The following is a 15,303-nucleotide window of genomic DNA, read 5'->3' as shown; positions in this document are numbered from 1 at the left end:
GTCCACGCGTACCTCGCCCAGAACCGGCCGTTCACAGCAGGTCCTCCAGGACGCTGGCCAGGGCGACCACGCCAGCGAGACAGTCGGCCTCCTCGGCATGTTCCGCCGGGGAGTGCGAGACGCCGGTCGGGTTCCGTACGAAGAGCATGGCCGTGGGGATGGCAGAGGCGAGAATGCCCGCATCGTGCCCCGCCCCGGTCGGCAGCACGGGAACCCCGCCGAGCCGACCGGCCAGGCGGTCCCTGAGCGGCCGGTCGAATTCGACCACCGGCGTGTACGACTCGCGGGTAACCTCCGCCCCCGACTCGTGAATGATCTCTTTCACGAGCGTGTCGAGAGTGTCCGAGTCGGCAGCACGCGAGTCCAGCCAAGCAGTCACCCGGGAGGCGATGGCGTTGGTGCCATTGGGCTCGACGGAGATCTTCCCGAAGGTGGCGAGCGCCCCAGCCAGCCTGGCCTGCTCACGGGCGTTCAGGACAGTGGCGGCGTAGGCCAGCATCGGGTCACGGCGGTCCTCCAGGCGAGTGGTGCCCGCGTGATTGGCCTCTCCGTGAAAGTCGAAACGCCAACGCCCGTGCGGCCAGATCGCCGACGCGACGCCGACCGGCGCATCGCCCAGGTTCCGACCCTGCTCGACGTGGAGCTCGACGTACGCGCCGATGCGCGCGAGCCGCTCGTCATCACGGCCGATCGCAGCGGGGTCGTGTCCCGCGCGCTCCATCGCATCGCCGAGCAGAACGCCGTCCTCGTCTCTGAGAGACCGCGCGTGACCCGGATCCAGGACCCCCGCCGTCAGCCGGGACCCGACGCAAGCCACCCCGAACCTGGCGCCCTCCTCGTCACCGAAGTTAACGATCGCGAGCGGGCGGCGGCCACCGGCGGCACCCCGATCCCGGAGCGTGCCCTCGCCCTGGAGCGTTCCCCGATCCCGGAGCGCGTCGAAAGCCGCGAACGCCGACACGACGCCAAGCGGCCCGTCATACGCTCCCCCATCAGGCACCGAGTCCAGATGAGAGCCGGTGACCACAGCGTCCCCAGCCGAGGGGTCTCCGTACCAGGCCCACTGGTTACCGTTCCGGTCGACCTCGTAGGTCAGACCCCTCTTCAGCGCCTGCTCCCTGAACCACGCCCGGCATTCCCCGTCGGCCGCGTTCCAGGCATGGCGGCGATATCCCCCGGTCGCGTCATACCGACCGACAGGCAGAAGCTCGCGCCACATCCCCCGGAAATTGCCCTCAACCTGCGAAGGATCGATCACGCCGAGTCGCCCTCACGCATCGGGATCCGCACACCGCGCTCCTGAGCAACCTCGTTGGCCCGGTCGTACCCGGCGTCAACGTGCCGGATAACCCCCATACCCGGATCGTTGGTGAGCACCCGCCGAATCTTCTCGCCAGCGAGCGCCGTGCCATCAGCCACCGTGACCTGCCCGGCGTGAATGGACCGGCCGATGCCAACGCCCCCACCGTGGTGAATGGACACCCACGACGCACCGGAAGCCACATTGACCATGGCATTCAGCAGCGGCCAGTCAGCGATGGCGTCGGAGCCGTCGAGCATGGCCTCGGTCTCCCGGTACGGCGAGGCGACGCTGCCGCAGTCGAGGTGGTCACGGCCGATGGCCAGCGGAGCGGAGATCTCGCCACGCGCCACCATGTCGTTGAACCGTTCGCCGGCCTTGTCCCGCTCGCCGTACCCGAGCCAGCAGATACGCGCAGGCAGACCCTGGAAGTGCACCCGCTCCCCCGCCAGCCGGATCCAGCGGGCCAGCGACTCGTTCTCCGGGAACAGGTCCAGGATCGCCTGGTCCGTCTTGGCGATGTCCTTGGCGTCGCCCGACAGCGCCGCCCAGCGGAACGGGCCCTTGCCCTCGCTGAACAGCGGCCGGATGTAGGCGGGGACGAAGCCGGGAAAATCAAACGCGCGACCGTACCCAGCGAGCTGGGCCTCACCCCGGATCGAGTTCCCGTAGTCGAACACCTCGGCCCCAGCGTCCTGGAAGCCGACCATCGCCTCCACGTGCCGGGCCATCGAGTGCCTGGCGCGCTCGGTGAACCCGACCGGGTCCTTGTCCGACTCAGCGGTCATGTCCTCGAACGCCACGCCGAGCGGCAGGTACATCAGCGGATCGTGCGCCGACGTCTGGTCCGTGACGATGTCGATCTCCGCACCACGCGCGAGCAGCTCCGGTACGGCCTCCGCCGCATTGGCGACCACGCCGATGGACAGCGGCCGACGCGCGTCCCGCGCTTCGTAGGCCAGCCGCAGCGCCTCATCCAGCGACGAAGCCTTGACGTCGAGGTACCGGTGCTCGATGCGCCGGTCCACGGAGCGCGGGTCGCAGTCGACGCAGATGGCCACCCCGCCGTTCATGGTGACGGCCAGCGGCTGAGCGCCGCCCATGCCGCCCAGCCCGGCGGTCAGGGTGATCGTCCCGGCCAGCGAGCCGCCGAACTTCTTCGCGGCCACGGCCGAGAACGTCTCGTACGTGCCCTGAAGGATCCCCTGAGTCCCGATGTAGATCCAGGAACCGGCCGTCATCTGCCCGTACATGGTCAAGCCGAGCTGCTCCAGCCGCCGGAACTCCGGCCACGTGGCCCAGTCTCCGACCAGGTTGGAGTTGGCGATGAGGACTCGCGGCGCCCACTCGTGCGTGGTCATCACGCCCACCGGGCGGCCCGACTGCACGAGCAGCGTCTCGTCGGCCTTCAGGGTGCCGAGCGTGCGGACGATCGCGTCGTAGGAGCGCCAGTCACGGGCCGCCTTGCCGGTGCCGCCGTACACGACGAGCTTGTCGGGATGCTCGGCGACCTCGGGGTCGAGGTTGTTCATGAGCATCCGCAGGGCGGCTTCCTGCTGCCACCCCTGGGTATTGAGCGTCGTGCCACGCGGCGCCCGAACCGGGCGCGGACCGCTGCTCTGGTCCATGTTCCTGACCTCCCCATCTGCGCAATCTATTCATACATGTCTATCTTGAATGAATTCATTCAGTCAATAGCTAGTCCGTGAACAGGCCGCGCGATGCCGCTGACTGCTCGAACGCCTCCAGGCGGGCCTGCGCGCCCGGGATCTCGTCGACCATGGTCTCCAGCAGGACCCGGCCGAGCATCATGGGGGCGCAGGCCGTGTCGAAGATCAGTTCCGTGCCGACCGGCGCGGGCAGGGCCACGTCGGACAGGTCCGCCGACGGCGCGAAGGCGTTGTCGGCGATGGTGACCACGCTCAGCCCTGCCTTCTTGGCGGCGGACAGGCCGTCCATCAGTTCGGCGGGGTAGCGGGGTAGGGCGAAGCAGAGCAGGGCAGTCGCCCCGGCGTCGGCCGCCTGATCGATGCGGTCGGCGAGCATCGAACCGCCCTCGTTGAGCAGGCGCACGTCGGGGTGGACCTTGGCGGCGAAGTAGGCCCAACCCGCGGCCTGCGCCGCGGCCGCGCGCAGGCCGAGCACGGGCAGCGGCCGGGAGGGTGCCAGCAGCCGGGCAGCCTTGACGATCGCCGTCATGTCCGACAGCGAGCCGGCCAGATGCTGCAGGTTGGCGATCTCGGTGCGTACCGCCCGCTGGGTCTCGCTCAGGACCGTACCCTCGCCCGTCTCGCCCCTGCCCGCCGAGTCGGGCAGGCCGAGCTCGCGGATCTGCTTACGCAGCGCGGGGTAGCCGTCGAACCCCAGGGTCATCGCGAACCGGGTCACCGACGGCTGGCTCACCCCCGCGAGCTCGGCGATCTCCACGCTGGACAGGAAGGCCGCCTGCCCGGCGTGCTGAACCAGGCAATGCGCGATCCGCCGCTGGGCGGGGGTCAGCCGATGCCCTTCGAACAGGCGCAGCAAGCGAGCCTCCGGCGCGACATCGTCCGTGTTCATGACTCTCCAGGGGTCTACAGATCGGCCAGTGCGTCGAGGAGACCGGCAGCCGCCGAGACGTCCGCCGTGAGCGGCCGGTCCTCCATCGATTGCTCAAGATTGTCGTCCACCAGCGCGTACGCGCGACCTACCGGCAACAACGTCGCCTGCCTCACACTGTCCGGCTCTAGCTGACGCAGGGCGCGGACGGCGGCGACGAGCTCGCAGGCGAGCACCAGCCGGAACGCCTCGACGGCCCGCAGCACCTGGCGGGCGGCCTGCGAGGCGAAGCTCGCGACCTCCTCCACGCTCCGCGACAGTACGGCGTGGCCGGACGAGGCCGGGGTCGCCGCGTTCCGCAGCTCGGCGAGGGCGGCGTTCGCGCTGTATTCGAGGATGAGCACCCCGGAGCCGGCCGACGCCCCATCGGCGAGGAACGGACGCAGCCCCGTGATGCCCGGCTCGGCCAAAGCCGCCAGCCGCGCCGCCGACAGCCGCGCCGTGGGCAGGAGCGCAAGAGACAACTGGTCCAGCGCGAGCGCCACGTGCGCCGAGAAGAAGCCTCCGTGATGGTACGACGCCGGCCCGCCGTCAGGGCCGTCCGCGCTGATCAAAGGGTTCTCCGCGCCCGCGTTGAGCTCGACGGCCAGCACCCGCTCCAGCGCGTCGGAGGCCTCCAAGGCCGGCCCGTGGATCTGGGGGAAGCAGCGGAAGGCGTACGGGTCCTGGATGCGGCCGGTCGGTGGCGCGGGCCGGTCCGGCGCGCCGACGAGCCGGCGGACCTCGGCGGCGGCACGGATGTTGCCCGGATGCGGGCGCGCGGCGTGCACCGGCTCGGCGAAGGCCTCCAGCGAGCCGTCGACGGCCAGCAGGGAGAGCGCGGCCACCACGTGGGCGGCCCTGAGCAGGCGGTCCAGGCTGTGGCGGGCCAGCGACGCCTGTCCCAGGGTGAGGGCGTTGCTGCTGATCAGGGCCAGTGCGTCGCCGGTTTCGAGGCTGATCGGGGGTGGCGGGGTGGGACCGCCGTGCCAGGGGTGCTCTCCGGCGAGGGCCAAGCCGAGCTGGGACAGCGCGGCCAGGTCGCCGGTGCCGACCGCGCCGTACTCGTTCACCGGCGGGTGTACTCCGGCCTGGAGCGCCACCGTGAGCCCGCGGACCACCTCGGGGCGGAGCCCGGCGTTTCCCACCAGGAGCTGGTTGAGCCGGACGATCATCATCGCCCGGACCTGCCGCGCCGGCAGCAGTGCCCCTATCCCGCCCGCGTGGCTGCGCAGCAGGCGTAGACCGTGCAGGTCGAAGTCGGCGGGATCGACGTCCAGGCTGCGGTTGGCGCCGACGCCGGTGCTGCGCCCGTAGACGCGCCCGGTGGCGACGAGTTCGCCCGCCCTGCGCCACGACCGCTCGACCTTGTCGTAGGCGGTCGGGGGCACCTCCACGCCGACTCCGCCGTCGGCGATCAGCGCGACCGTGTCGCTGTCAAGACCGTGTCCGTCGAGCTCGATGAGTGGGACGCCCACGCCTACGATTTGAGACGCCACGATCTTCAACTCCCCTTCACCTGCACAGAACCGACTATTGACACATCTTCATTCGTGCTTGAGTCTGCATGAATACATGCAGACCGGCAAGGGTGGTGTCCATGATCCGATTCGAGTCAGTCACAAAGAGGTTCGCCAACGGCACGACAGCCGTGGACGACCTCTCCGTGGAGTTCCTCGAAGGAGGCATCACGGTGCTCGTCGGGTCCTCCGGTTGCGGCAAGACCACCACGCTCCGGATGATCAACCGATTGGTCGATCCCACCTCTGGCACGGTCAGCCTGGGCGGGCGCAACGTACGGGAGTTGCCCGCGGCTCAATTGCGGCGCGGCATCGGGTACGTCATCCAGCAGGCCGGCCTCTTTCCGCATCGGACGATCCTGGACAACATCGCCACCGTGCCGACGCTGCTCGGCTGGGGCCGGCGCAAGGCCCGCGCCAGGGCCGCCGAGCTTCTTGAGGTCGTCGGCCTGACCGCCGAGTCCGGCAAACGCTATCCCCACCAGCTCTCCGGCGGTCAGCAACAGCGCGTGGGCGTCGCCCGCGCGCTGGCCGCCGACCCGCCCGTCCTGCTCATGGACGAGCCGTTCGGGGCGGTCGACCCGGTGGTCCGGACCCTGCTCCAGGATGAACTGATCCGGCTGCAGGCCGAACTACACAAGACCATCGTCTTCGTCACCCACGACATCGACGAAGCCGTACGGCTCGGCGACCGCATCGCGGTCTTCCGCACCGGCGGGCACATGGTCCAGTTCGCCCCGCCCGCCGAGCTTCTCGCCCGACCCGCCGACGACTTCGTCGCCGGATTCCTCGGGGCGGAACGTGGGTTGAAGCTGCTCTCCCTCATCTCGCTGCAGGATGTGCCGTACGAGCCGATCGCAGCGGTACGGACCACGGACACGGCCGCGCGGGCGCGCGCGGAGGCGACGGGGCGGTGGCTGCTCGCGGTCTCCCCCGATGGCAAGCCTGCGGGCTGGGTCGACGTCCACGCGCTCGACGGATCGGATTCGGTCGGCCAGACGGCCCTCACCCCGGTGCGCGGCCTGACCGATTCCGACTCATTGCTCTCGGCGCTCAACGAGACCGTCTCCTCTCCCACCGGGATGGCGGTACGGGTGGACGCGGCGGGCGTGCTGGTCGGGGCGTCCAGAGACGACGTCGTGCACGCCCATCAGCGGAGCCTCGCATGATCATTGAGTGGGGCTGGCTCACCACGCACACCGACGACCTGCTGACGCTCACGCTGGACCACCTGGCGACCGCGGTCCCCGCCGTGCTGCTCGGCCTGCTGATCGCGCTGCCGCTCGCCGTGGTCGCCCACCGCATCCGTCCGCTCCGCGGACTGCTGCTCGGCATCTCCAACATCATGTTCACGGTGCCGTCGCTGGCGCTGTTCGTTCTGCTGCTGCCGATCACGGGACTGACCAGGACGACCGCGATCGCCGGGCTGACCGTGTACACCCTGGTCGTCCTGCTCCGTAACACCGTCGAGGGGCTCGACAGCGTACCCGCCAAGGTCCGGGAGGCCTCTCTCGCCATGGGCACGAGCAGGCTCGGCACGCTGGTGAAAGTCGAGTTCCCGCTCGCCCTGCCGGTGATCATGGCTGGGGTCAGGGTGGCGAGCGTCATGACCATCTCCCTGGTCAGTGTGGCCAGCTACATCGGGTACGGCGGCATCGGCCAGCTGTTCACCGACGGCTTCCAGCGCAGTTTCCCCACGCCCGTGCTCGCCGGAGTGGTCCTCACGCTGCTGCTCGCGCTGGCCGCCGACGCGGTGCTCGTCCTTGTGCAGTGGCTCTGCACCCCCTGGATTCGCAAGGGAGCGCGCGCATGACGGATCTCTTCTCCCAGTTGGCCGCCTGGCTGACCTCCGCCGGCCAGTGGGCCGGTCCGGAAGGCATCGCCCAGCGGCTGCTCGAGCACGTGGAGTACTCCCTGCTCTCCACTCTCGTCGCCGCGCTGATCGCGCTGCCCATCGGGTTGTTCATCGGCCACACCGGGCGCGGCGCGTTCCTCGCCATCAACCTCGCGGGCTTCGGTCGGGCCCTGCCGACCGTGGGCATCGTCACGCTGGTCTTCCTGGTCAGCGGCCTGAGCATGACCCCGGTGTACATCTCCCTGGTCGCGCTGGCCATCCCAGCGATCGTGACCAACACCTACGCGGGCATGGCCGCGGTCGAGGCGGACACCAAGGACGCCGCCCGCGGCATGGGGATGACCGGGCTTCAGTCCTTGTGGCGGGTGGAGATCCCGCTCGCCGCTCCGCTGATCATGACAGGGCTGCGGTTGGCGACCGTACAGGTCATCGCTACCGCGACCATCGCGGCCTATGTCAGCTTCGGCGGTCTCGGCCGGTACATCTTCGACGGGCTCGCCCAGCGCGACCTCACCCAGGTCCTGGGCGGCGCCGTCCTCGTCGCGGTCCTCGCCGTGCTCGTGGACCTCATCCTTGCCGGCATCCACCGCATCCTCTTCCGCCACCGTCTTACTTGATCTTGATGGAGCCATCTTCATGAATCGCCGGAACTTCGTCGCGGGCGCTCTCGCCCTCGCCGTCCTCCCCGTACTGGCCGCCTGCGGCGGCGGCACGACCAGCCTGAACACGCCGCCGTCCGCCACCGGGTCCGCCGCCGTGGCGGACTCCACGATGGTGATCGGTACGGCCAACTTCTCCGAGAACCAGATCCTCGGCTATCTCTACGCCGACGTCCTCGACGCCGCGGGCGTGAAGGCGACGGTCAAGCCGAACCTCGGCTCGCGGGAGATCGTCGTACCCGCGCTGCAGAACGGCGACATCGACCTGCTGCCCGAGTACCAGGGCAACCTCCTGCTGTACTTCGACCCCAAGGCCACCGCGAGCGACTCCGACGCCCTGCAGAAGGCGCTCACCGACAAGCTGCCGAAAGGACTGACGGTCCTGCCGCCCGCGGCCGCCGAGGACGCGGACGTCTTCACCGTCACGAAGGAGACCGCGACCAAGTACGGCCTCAGCACCCTCGCCGACCTGGCCAAGCACAACGGCCAGCTGGTCTTCGGCGGACCCCCGGAGGTCAAGACCCGCCAGGTCGGCGTGGTCGGGCTCAAGGACGTCTACGGTGTCGAGTTCAAGGAGTTCAAGTCCCTCGACGCCAGCGGACCGCTGGTCAAGGGAGCCCTGAAGAGCGGCGGCGTCCAGATGGCGAACCTCTTCAGCACCGACGTGGACATCGCGAAGAACGGCTGGGTCACACTGGCCGACCCGAAGCACCTCATCCCGGCCCAGCGCGTCGTCCCGCTGATCCGCGCCGACAAGGCCACCGACACGGTCAAGACCGCTCTGGCCAAGCTGAACACCGCGCTGACCACCGAGGAGCTGAGCAAGCTCGACTCGCTCGTGGACAACGACCACAAGGACCCCGACGAGGTCGCCACCGAGTGGGTGAAGGCTCACGGCCTGTCGAGCTGATCCTCAATGGCCGGAGACCAGGGTCTTTAGTGCGACGATGGCCAGGCCGAGGATGAGGTTGGCGATTCCGGAGACGATGATGACGCTTCTGGAAGCGTGGATCTGTACCGCGGCCGTGACGGCCCAGCCGACCTGGCTCGCCACCGCGACACACAGCGCCGCCCAAGCCGCCACCGTGTTGGACATGCCCAGCCCTGAGGCCAGGGCGGCGGCTATGGACGGCGGAAACGAAGCCTGTGCCAGCGGCCATTCACTCCTGGCCACCGTCCGCAAGTTTCCCCAGGTAAAGGGCCTGGCCGGATACCCGGAGCCCACGACCTGGACGTAGACGTGGGTGATCCAGAACACCACCCCCGTACAGATCAGGAGAGTGACGAGATCCGCCGGGGTCGGCGGTCCGCCCTCGGCGGCAGAGCCGGCGACCACGGATGCCGCCAGCAGCGACCCGTACACGGCACCCCCGGAGTGCACCCGCTCCGATGCCGCACCCGCATCACGCCCGTCCATGACTGCAGTGTCCTTTGCGCCCGTCCGATCAGCCGATCGACGGGCGCAGGCATGTACAGACTTGGCGCAGGACTTCCCAGGATCTGCCGACAAGTCGATCACGCGGGCCCGGGAGAGGTGGCATCACCCGCTCAGCGGACCCTGATCCACCGAACGAGGGCTGGACGGCATCTATCAGACAGCAGCTCTATGTGATGTCATAACTACTGTCAGTAATCGCCGTGCGCCGTCCCCCACCCCCCGAAGGAGCACCTGCATGCGCTTGAATCGTGCGGCCCTGATCGCCGGTGGCACCGCACTGGCCGCCGCTCTCCTGTCCGCCGACCCCGCCATGGCGGCTCCACCCGGTTCGCCGGGAGGCGGCTGCCTCTCCGAAGGGCAGATCGGCAGCTACCTCTCCAAGGAGGGCAGCGCGAAAGCCACCTTCTCCACCGAGTTCCTCAACGAGTTGAGGAGGGCCGGAATCAGGTTCGAGCCACTGAACCCGATCGAGCCGGTCGACGGCGGCACCGCCGCCTGGATGCCCATCGGCGAACGGTACGACAACATCGAGACGCCCAGCGGGCGGGTCTGCTACCCCGGCGGGTTCCGCTTCAGCAACGACGAGACGGGCGCGACGTACGAGATCGACACCTTCTGGGTGCTGTTCGCGGCCATGGGTGACAGCAAGTTCTTCGCCACACCGATCGTCCACGGGCACCCCCGGCCCGGCGGTGAGCTGACCATGGTGAACTTCAGCGTCCCACAGGCGCTGGCCCCCGGCAATTTCGTCCCGCACCGCGGAGGCGTCGGTCCGCTCAAGGTCATCCTGTCCATGGATCGGGGCTGGGCCGCGGACCTCAACAAGGAACTCGGCACCAAATTCTACGGCGGCATGCACTGGGCCGACCTGGACATCGCCTGGCAGGGCCCGCCCAGCCGGCCCGTCAAGTCCGGCTCCTCACTCGGCATGCTCGGACTCAAGATCATAAGCGATGCCATCCAGAGCCAGGGCGGCTCCGGCCCGGCCCCGCCGAAGCCAGGAGGTTTCTTCTAAGCGATTTCCCTCCTCATCACCACTGCGCCATTAATTGCTTTTCCCATGCCCGAATTCAGGGCGCGAATTCCCCTGACGGGCTTTTTAAAATTCCTTTACAGAGAGTGATTGCACAACTACTTTGAGTATGTCATTGCACGTCAGAGGCATTGCAACGCCTCTCGCCGACGAAAGGACATGCTGTGCGTGCTCTTGTTCGCATCGCTCAAACAATCGTGATCGGCGCCGTGGTCTTCGCGGCCGCGCCGGTCTCCGCCGCCCATGCCGGTCCATTCCCACCGCCCAGCGCTGCTTGTTTCCGGTTTCCGTACTTCGGCCCGAAGGGACACGCGAACTTCGACTTCGGCCCCGACATCGTCAGGCTCTTCAACGAGCGCGGCGTCCAGGTGGAGGGCATCGCTCCCATCGAGGCCAAGCCCGGCAACAAGGGCATCTACATGCCCATCGGATGGAAGCAGGACCACATCAACCCGTGCAACGGCGTCTACTACCCCGGCGGCTTCACCCTCAACGACGTCAAGAGCGGGCACAAGGTCGCCATCCACGACATCTACCTGCGTGCCGACGGGACACACACCCAGGTGGAGATCGACGGGAAGCCGCAGGGCGAGCAGCTCGTGGCCACGTACAAGCTGCACGAGTTCGCCTGGAACGTGCCCACGCCGCGCCCGCTCGAGGGCGGCATCGGACCCAAGTACTGGCCCTTCTACGTCAGCGGGTACCTCAGCCGGACGGTCAAGGACCTGACCGGCATCTCCCTGAACGAGGGCGACTACCTGGCCAACCTCGACGCGGTCGTCCAGTACGTGCCGTAGGCGACGCCCCCTGACCTGAGCTCCACCGGGCCGTGCCCCCGGGCACGGCCCGGTACTCGCGAATCGAGAGACAGATGCAACTGACCAGCGCTCAGAGCCGATGGACGTGGATCGCCGGCGCCTCCATCGCCGTCCTGACGGCCACGGTGCTCCTCGGTCCCACGATGCGGCCGAGCACGGCGAGCAGCCACTGGGACGCCCCCGCCACCACCCTCAACAAGCAGATCGACGCCACCGACCTGTACGCCTTCACCAGCCCGGAACGGCACGACACGGTCACGATCGTGGCCGACTACATCCCTTTCCAGGCTCCGTACAAGCCGTACCAGTTCGACACCGACGCCCGCTATGAGGTGCACGTCGACAACACCGGTACCGGCAAGGCCGCGGTCACCTACCGATGGACCTTCACCAACAAGGGCCTGCCGGCGCCCTCCTTCATACGCAAGCGCGAGCACAAGGCCGGCCCGCTGGACTCCCTGGTCGAGCAGAGCTACACGCTGACCAGGCTGCGCGACGGCAAGTCGGAGACCCTGGTCCGCGACGGGTACGCCGCCCCCACGGACATGGGTCCCCTGGTCACCCCCAACTACCCGGCGCTGCGCCGCAAGGCCGTCGTCGACCTGCCGGGCGGGGGCAAGGCGTTCACCGGCACCGCCGCCGACCCGTTCTACTCCGACAACCGCGCCGTCAACCTGCTCAGGTTCGGGCTCCCGTTCTTCCCCGTCAAGACCGGCGTGCCGCTGAACGTCAGCTCCCTGGCCCTGCAGCTCCCCAAGTCGGAGCTGGCCTTCGGCGGTGACCCGGCCCGCAACCCGGTCATCGGTGTCTGGACCACCGCTTCCCGCAAGTCGAGCGGCCTGCTCGGCTCGGGCTCGGCCGACTACCGGCAGGTCTCCCGGCTGGGTAACCCCAACTTCAACGAAGTGATCATCCCGCTCAAGCAGCGCGACCACTTCAACACCCTGCGGCCGGACGGTGACGAGAGCGGCAACCTCGTCGTGCCGTCCACGCTCGACCCCGACCAGGCCACGGTCGTCGCCAAGCAGGCGAATGTCACAGCGCCGCCGGCGCCGCGCAAGGACCTTGAGCAGATCTACCTCACCGGCCTCACCACGCGGGCGGACGGGCCGATCAAGCAGGATCTCAACTCCCACCTGCTCAACCAGGACACCTCACGCGTCGCCAAGGCGGAGGAACTGCGGCTCAACATGAGCACGCCCGTCGCCACCGCACCCGACAAGTACGGCATCCTCAAGGGCGACGCCCAGGGCTATCCCAACGGCCGCCGCCTCATCGACGACGTCGTGACCGTCAACCTGCGGATGCTCCTGGGCGAACCCGCGGGCCGGGGCGCGCCGGGCCTCATCGCCGAGGACAACCCGGCGTTCCTGCTCAAACCCATCACCGGCAGCTTCCCCTACCTGGCGCTGCCCGTCACCGCCACCGGCTGAACCCAGATGAGTAGCGTACGGCGATTGCTGCCCCTGCTGGGATGCGTGCTGCTGGGCTGCGTCCTGCTGACCCTCTACGCCCCTGGCGGATTCCTGCGCCGGAACGAGCCGCCTCCGGCACCGGCGGGCTGGTCACCGTACGACCTGGCCGGATCGATCGAGGCCGCCCAGACACGCCTGCGCCGTCAGCCCGACGACGCGGCGGTCTGGGCGAGCCTCGGCGGCATGTACCTGGAGCAGGCCCGCCGCACCACGGACACCACCTACTACGGCAAGGCCCAGGGCGCGTTCGAACGTTCACTGCGCCAGCCCACCGTCGATGGAAAGCCGTACATCGACGCCGTGATCGGCATGGGCGCGCTGGCCAACGCCCGGCACGACTTCGCCGGCGCGGTGCGCTGGGCCGAGCAAGCCCGTAAGGAGGCGCCGTTCCGCTGGGCTCTGTACGGCGTGCTCACCGACGCCCACCTCGAACTCGGCCAGTACGAACAGGCCGAGACCGCGCTGCGCCGCATGCTCGACGGCCGCCCCGACCTCGCCTCCTTCACCAGGGCCGCCCGTCTGGAACACCTGCGCGGCAGGCCCGGCCCCGCCCGCGAGGTGCTGCGCCGCGCCTGCGCGATCCCCGGCGACGCCGCCGAGTATGCCTTCTGCCAATGGCAACTCGGCGAGCTCTCCTGGAACAACGGCGACCCTCGAACCGCACTCACCGCCTACGCCCAGGCGCTGGCCGCCGACCCCGAACACGTCGCGTCGCGGGCCGGCAAGGCGCGCGCGGAGGCCGCGCTCGGCCACACCGACCAGGCCCTGCGCGACTATGCCACCGCCGTCGCGCGCTCCCCGTCGTTCGTCGTCGAGTACGGAGAACTGCTCGAACACCTCGGCAACGGGGACGGTGCCAGGCGGCAGTACGCCGTCTTCACCGCCCAGCACAAGCTACTGGCCGCGAACGGAGCCGTCGACAACCTGGCCATCGGCATGTTCGAGGCGAACCACGGCGACGCGGATGCCGCGGTCCGGCACCTGCGGGCGGAATGGAGACGACGCCGGAGCGTCGAGGTCGCCGACGCGCTCGGGTGGGCGTTGCACCAGGCCGAGCGCCATGCCGAGGCCGCCACCTACGCCGCCCGAGCTGACGCGCTCGGCGGGCGCAACGCGCTGTTCGCCTACCACCGGGGCGAGATCGAGCACGCGCTCGGCCACACCGCCGCCGCCCGCGACCACCTGCGCAGAGCGCTGTCCATCAACCCGCACTTCTCCCCGGCCGGGGCGACGCGGGCGCGTGCGCTGCTCGCGGAGATGCCATGATCACGGCACTCGTCGCCGCGGTGCTGGCGGCGCATCCACTGGGGAACTTCAGCATCAACCACTACGACGGGCTGACGATCCACCGCGACAGGATCGAGCACCTCGCCATCGTGGACCTCGCCGAGATCCCCACCCTGCAACAGCCACCGACCGGCCCTGCGGACACCCACGCCCGTCGCACCTGCGCCGAGTTGCGTGACGCCGTCCGCGCGCAGGCCGGTGGGCGGCTGCTGACCTGGCGCGTCACCGACGCCTCCTTCGCCTACCGGCCGGGCGCCGCGGGGCTGCGCACCAGCAGGCTCACGTGCCGCCTGACCGCGCCGCTCCGCGTCGACCGGCCGCTCGTCCTCACCTTCGCCAACGGCTACCGTGGCGACTCCGTGGGCTGGCGGGAGATCACGGCCAAGGGGGACGGCGTGCGCCTGCGCGACTCCGACGTCCCTGCGAAAAGCGTGTCGGGCGACCTACGCGACTACCCCGCCGACCTGCTCAGCTCACCGCTCGACGTACGCCAGGCACGCCTGACGGCGGAACCTGGTGACGGCGGTTCGGGCGCGCCGGCGGACGTGCCGGGTGTGGACGCCGTCACCCGCTACACCGGCCTGCTGGCCGACCGGCTCAACACACTGATCGGCGCCGACCGGCTGACCGTGCCGCTCGGGCTGCTGGCCTTGCTGTTGTCGCTGGCGCTGGGCGCCGTGCACGCGGCGATGCCCGGCCATGGCAAAACCGTCATGGCCGCCTACCTCGCCGGACGGCAACGACGGATGCGGGACGCCGTCACCGTCGCCGCCACGGTCACCGCCACGCATACAGCGGGCGTGCTGGCTCTGGGGATGCTGGTCACGGTCGCCAGCGCGATCGCCGGTGAGGTGGTGCTGAGCTGGCTCGGCGTGGCGAGCGGACTCCTCATCGCCGTGATCGGCGCTGGCCTGCTCCGCTCCGCCTTCCGTAACCGGACCCGCCTTGGTCATGGGCACGGGCACGGTCATGGGCACGGGCACGGTCACGGGCACGGGAGGGGGTCGGGTGGGGTCGTGGCGCTGGCTGTAGCCGGTGGGCTGGTGCCCAGCCCGTCCGCCCTGGTGGTCCTGCTCGGTGCGATGGCACTGGGACGCACCGCGTTCGGCGTCCTGACCGTGGTGTGCTACGGACTCGGCATGGCGGTCACGCTACTGATGACCGCGCTCGCCCTGCGCGGGCTGGGCGACCTTACTTTGGGCAGGCGGATGCAGCGGTTGCGCCCGTACAGCGCCGCCATGACCGCCACGCTCGTCCTGCTCGTGGGCACGGGTGTCACTTTGCGCGCGGTGGCCGCTCTGGTATGAAGACCACATGCGCGAGCTCTGCGCAGTCTGTTTG

At 69.4% G+C, this 15,303-nt stretch carries 14 protein-coding genes; 9 read left to right on the top strand and 5 right to left on the bottom strand.

The genetic code is table 11. The annotated features are described in order from the left end of the window. Window positions 1–31 precede the first annotated feature (31 nt). The 4 genes from KME78_RS06635 to KME78_RS06620 form a co-directional block, all read right to left on the bottom strand. The gene (locus tag KME78_RS06635) at window positions 32–1,219 is read right to left on the bottom strand and encodes an allantoate amidohydrolase (RefSeq protein ID WP_219527880.1); all 1,188 of its coding nucleotides are present in this window, start codon (window positions 1,217–1,219) and stop codon (window positions 32–34) included. Window positions 1,220–1,254: 35 nt separating this feature from the next. After that, entirely contained in the window at window positions 1,255–2,928 is a 1,674-nt protein-coding gene (gene hutU, locus KME78_RS06630) for a urocanate hydratase (RefSeq protein ID WP_219527879.1), read from the bottom strand. A gap of 70 nt (window positions 2,929–2,998) precedes the next feature. Next, window positions 2,999–3,859 (bottom strand): MurR/RpiR family transcriptional regulator, encoded by an 861-nt coding sequence (locus tag KME78_RS06625; protein ID WP_219527878.1) that lies wholly within the window; start codon window positions 3,857–3,859, stop codon window positions 2,999–3,001. A 14-nt stretch (window positions 3,860–3,873) separates the two neighbouring features. Next, a complete protein-coding gene (locus KME78_RS06620) occupies window positions 3,874–5,355 on the bottom strand; it encodes an aromatic amino acid ammonia-lyase (RefSeq protein WP_219527877.1) in 1,482 nt (493 codons plus the stop codon). 122 nt (window positions 5,356–5,477) lie between these two features. On the opposite strand from KME78_RS06620, the gene KME78_RS06615 reads away from it, so the two are divergent. The 4 genes from KME78_RS06615 to KME78_RS06600 are packed head-to-tail and all read left to right on the top strand — an operon-like array spanning window position 5,478 to window position 8,821. Next, window positions 5,478–6,566, top strand: coding sequence for an ABC transporter ATP-binding protein (locus KME78_RS06615; RefSeq protein WP_219527876.1), 1,089 nt, complete (start codon window positions 5,478–5,480; stop codon window positions 6,564–6,566). Next, entirely contained in the window at window positions 6,563–7,210 is a 648-nt protein-coding gene (locus KME78_RS06610; RefSeq protein ID WP_219527875.1) for an ABC transporter permease, read from the top strand. The genes KME78_RS06615 and KME78_RS06610 overlap by 4 nt, the downstream gene beginning before the upstream one ends. Further along, window positions 7,207–7,869 (top strand): ABC transporter permease, encoded by a 663-nt coding sequence (locus tag KME78_RS06605; protein ID WP_219527874.1) that lies wholly within the window; start codon window positions 7,207–7,209, stop codon window positions 7,867–7,869. Before KME78_RS06610 ends, KME78_RS06605 begins: the two co-directional genes overlap by 4 nt. A gap of 19 nt (window positions 7,870–7,888) precedes the next feature. Next, window positions 7,889–8,821 (top strand): ABC transporter substrate-binding protein, encoded by a 933-nt coding sequence (locus KME78_RS06600; protein WP_219527873.1) that lies wholly within the window; start codon window positions 7,889–7,891, stop codon window positions 8,819–8,821. A 3-nt stretch (window positions 8,822–8,824) separates the two neighbouring features. Here the strand turns inward: KME78_RS06600 and KME78_RS06595 are convergent, their stop codons facing one another. Further along, window positions 8,825–9,328, bottom strand: coding sequence for a hypothetical protein (locus KME78_RS06595; protein WP_219527872.1), 504 nt, complete (start codon window positions 9,326–9,328; stop codon window positions 8,825–8,827). A gap of 256 nt (window positions 9,329–9,584) precedes the next feature. Here KME78_RS06595 and KME78_RS06590 point away from each other — a divergent pair, with 256 nt between their 5' ends. From KME78_RS06590 to KME78_RS06570, 5 genes are all read left to right on the top strand, one after another. Further along, window positions 9,585–10,364 carry a hypothetical protein gene (locus KME78_RS06590; protein WP_219527871.1) on the top strand — a complete coding sequence of 260 codons (780 nt, stop codon included), beginning with the start codon at window positions 9,585–9,587 and terminating at the stop codon, window positions 10,362–10,364. A 182-nt stretch (window positions 10,365–10,546) separates the two neighbouring features. Continuing rightward, a complete protein-coding gene (locus KME78_RS06585) occupies window positions 10,547–11,179 on the top strand; it encodes a hypothetical protein (protein ID WP_219527870.1) in 633 nt (210 codons plus the stop codon). 74 nt (window positions 11,180–11,253) lie between these two features. Beyond that, entirely contained in the window at window positions 11,254–12,633 is a 1,380-nt protein-coding gene (locus tag KME78_RS06580; RefSeq protein WP_219527869.1) for a DUF4331 domain-containing protein, read from the top strand. Between the two features lie 24 nt (window positions 12,634–12,657). Continuing rightward, window positions 12,658–13,941 (top strand): tetratricopeptide repeat protein, encoded by a 1,284-nt coding sequence (locus KME78_RS06575; protein ID WP_219527868.1) that lies wholly within the window; start codon window positions 12,658–12,660, stop codon window positions 13,939–13,941. Then, window positions 13,938–15,269, top strand: coding sequence for a High-affinity nickel-transporter (locus KME78_RS06570; RefSeq protein ID WP_219527867.1), 1,332 nt, complete (start codon window positions 13,938–13,940; stop codon window positions 15,267–15,269). The genes KME78_RS06575 and KME78_RS06570 overlap by 4 nt, the downstream gene beginning before the upstream one ends. Window positions 15,270–15,303: the final 34 nt, after the last annotated feature.

Source organism: Nonomuraea guangzhouensis, from assembly GCF_019396345.1.
Classification (GTDB): domain Bacteria; phylum Actinomycetota; class Actinomycetes; order Streptosporangiales; family Streptosporangiaceae; genus Nonomuraea; species Nonomuraea guangzhouensis.
The sequence above is the reverse complement of the archived record's forward strand: the minus strand, read 5'-3'. Positions and strand labels throughout refer to the sequence as shown.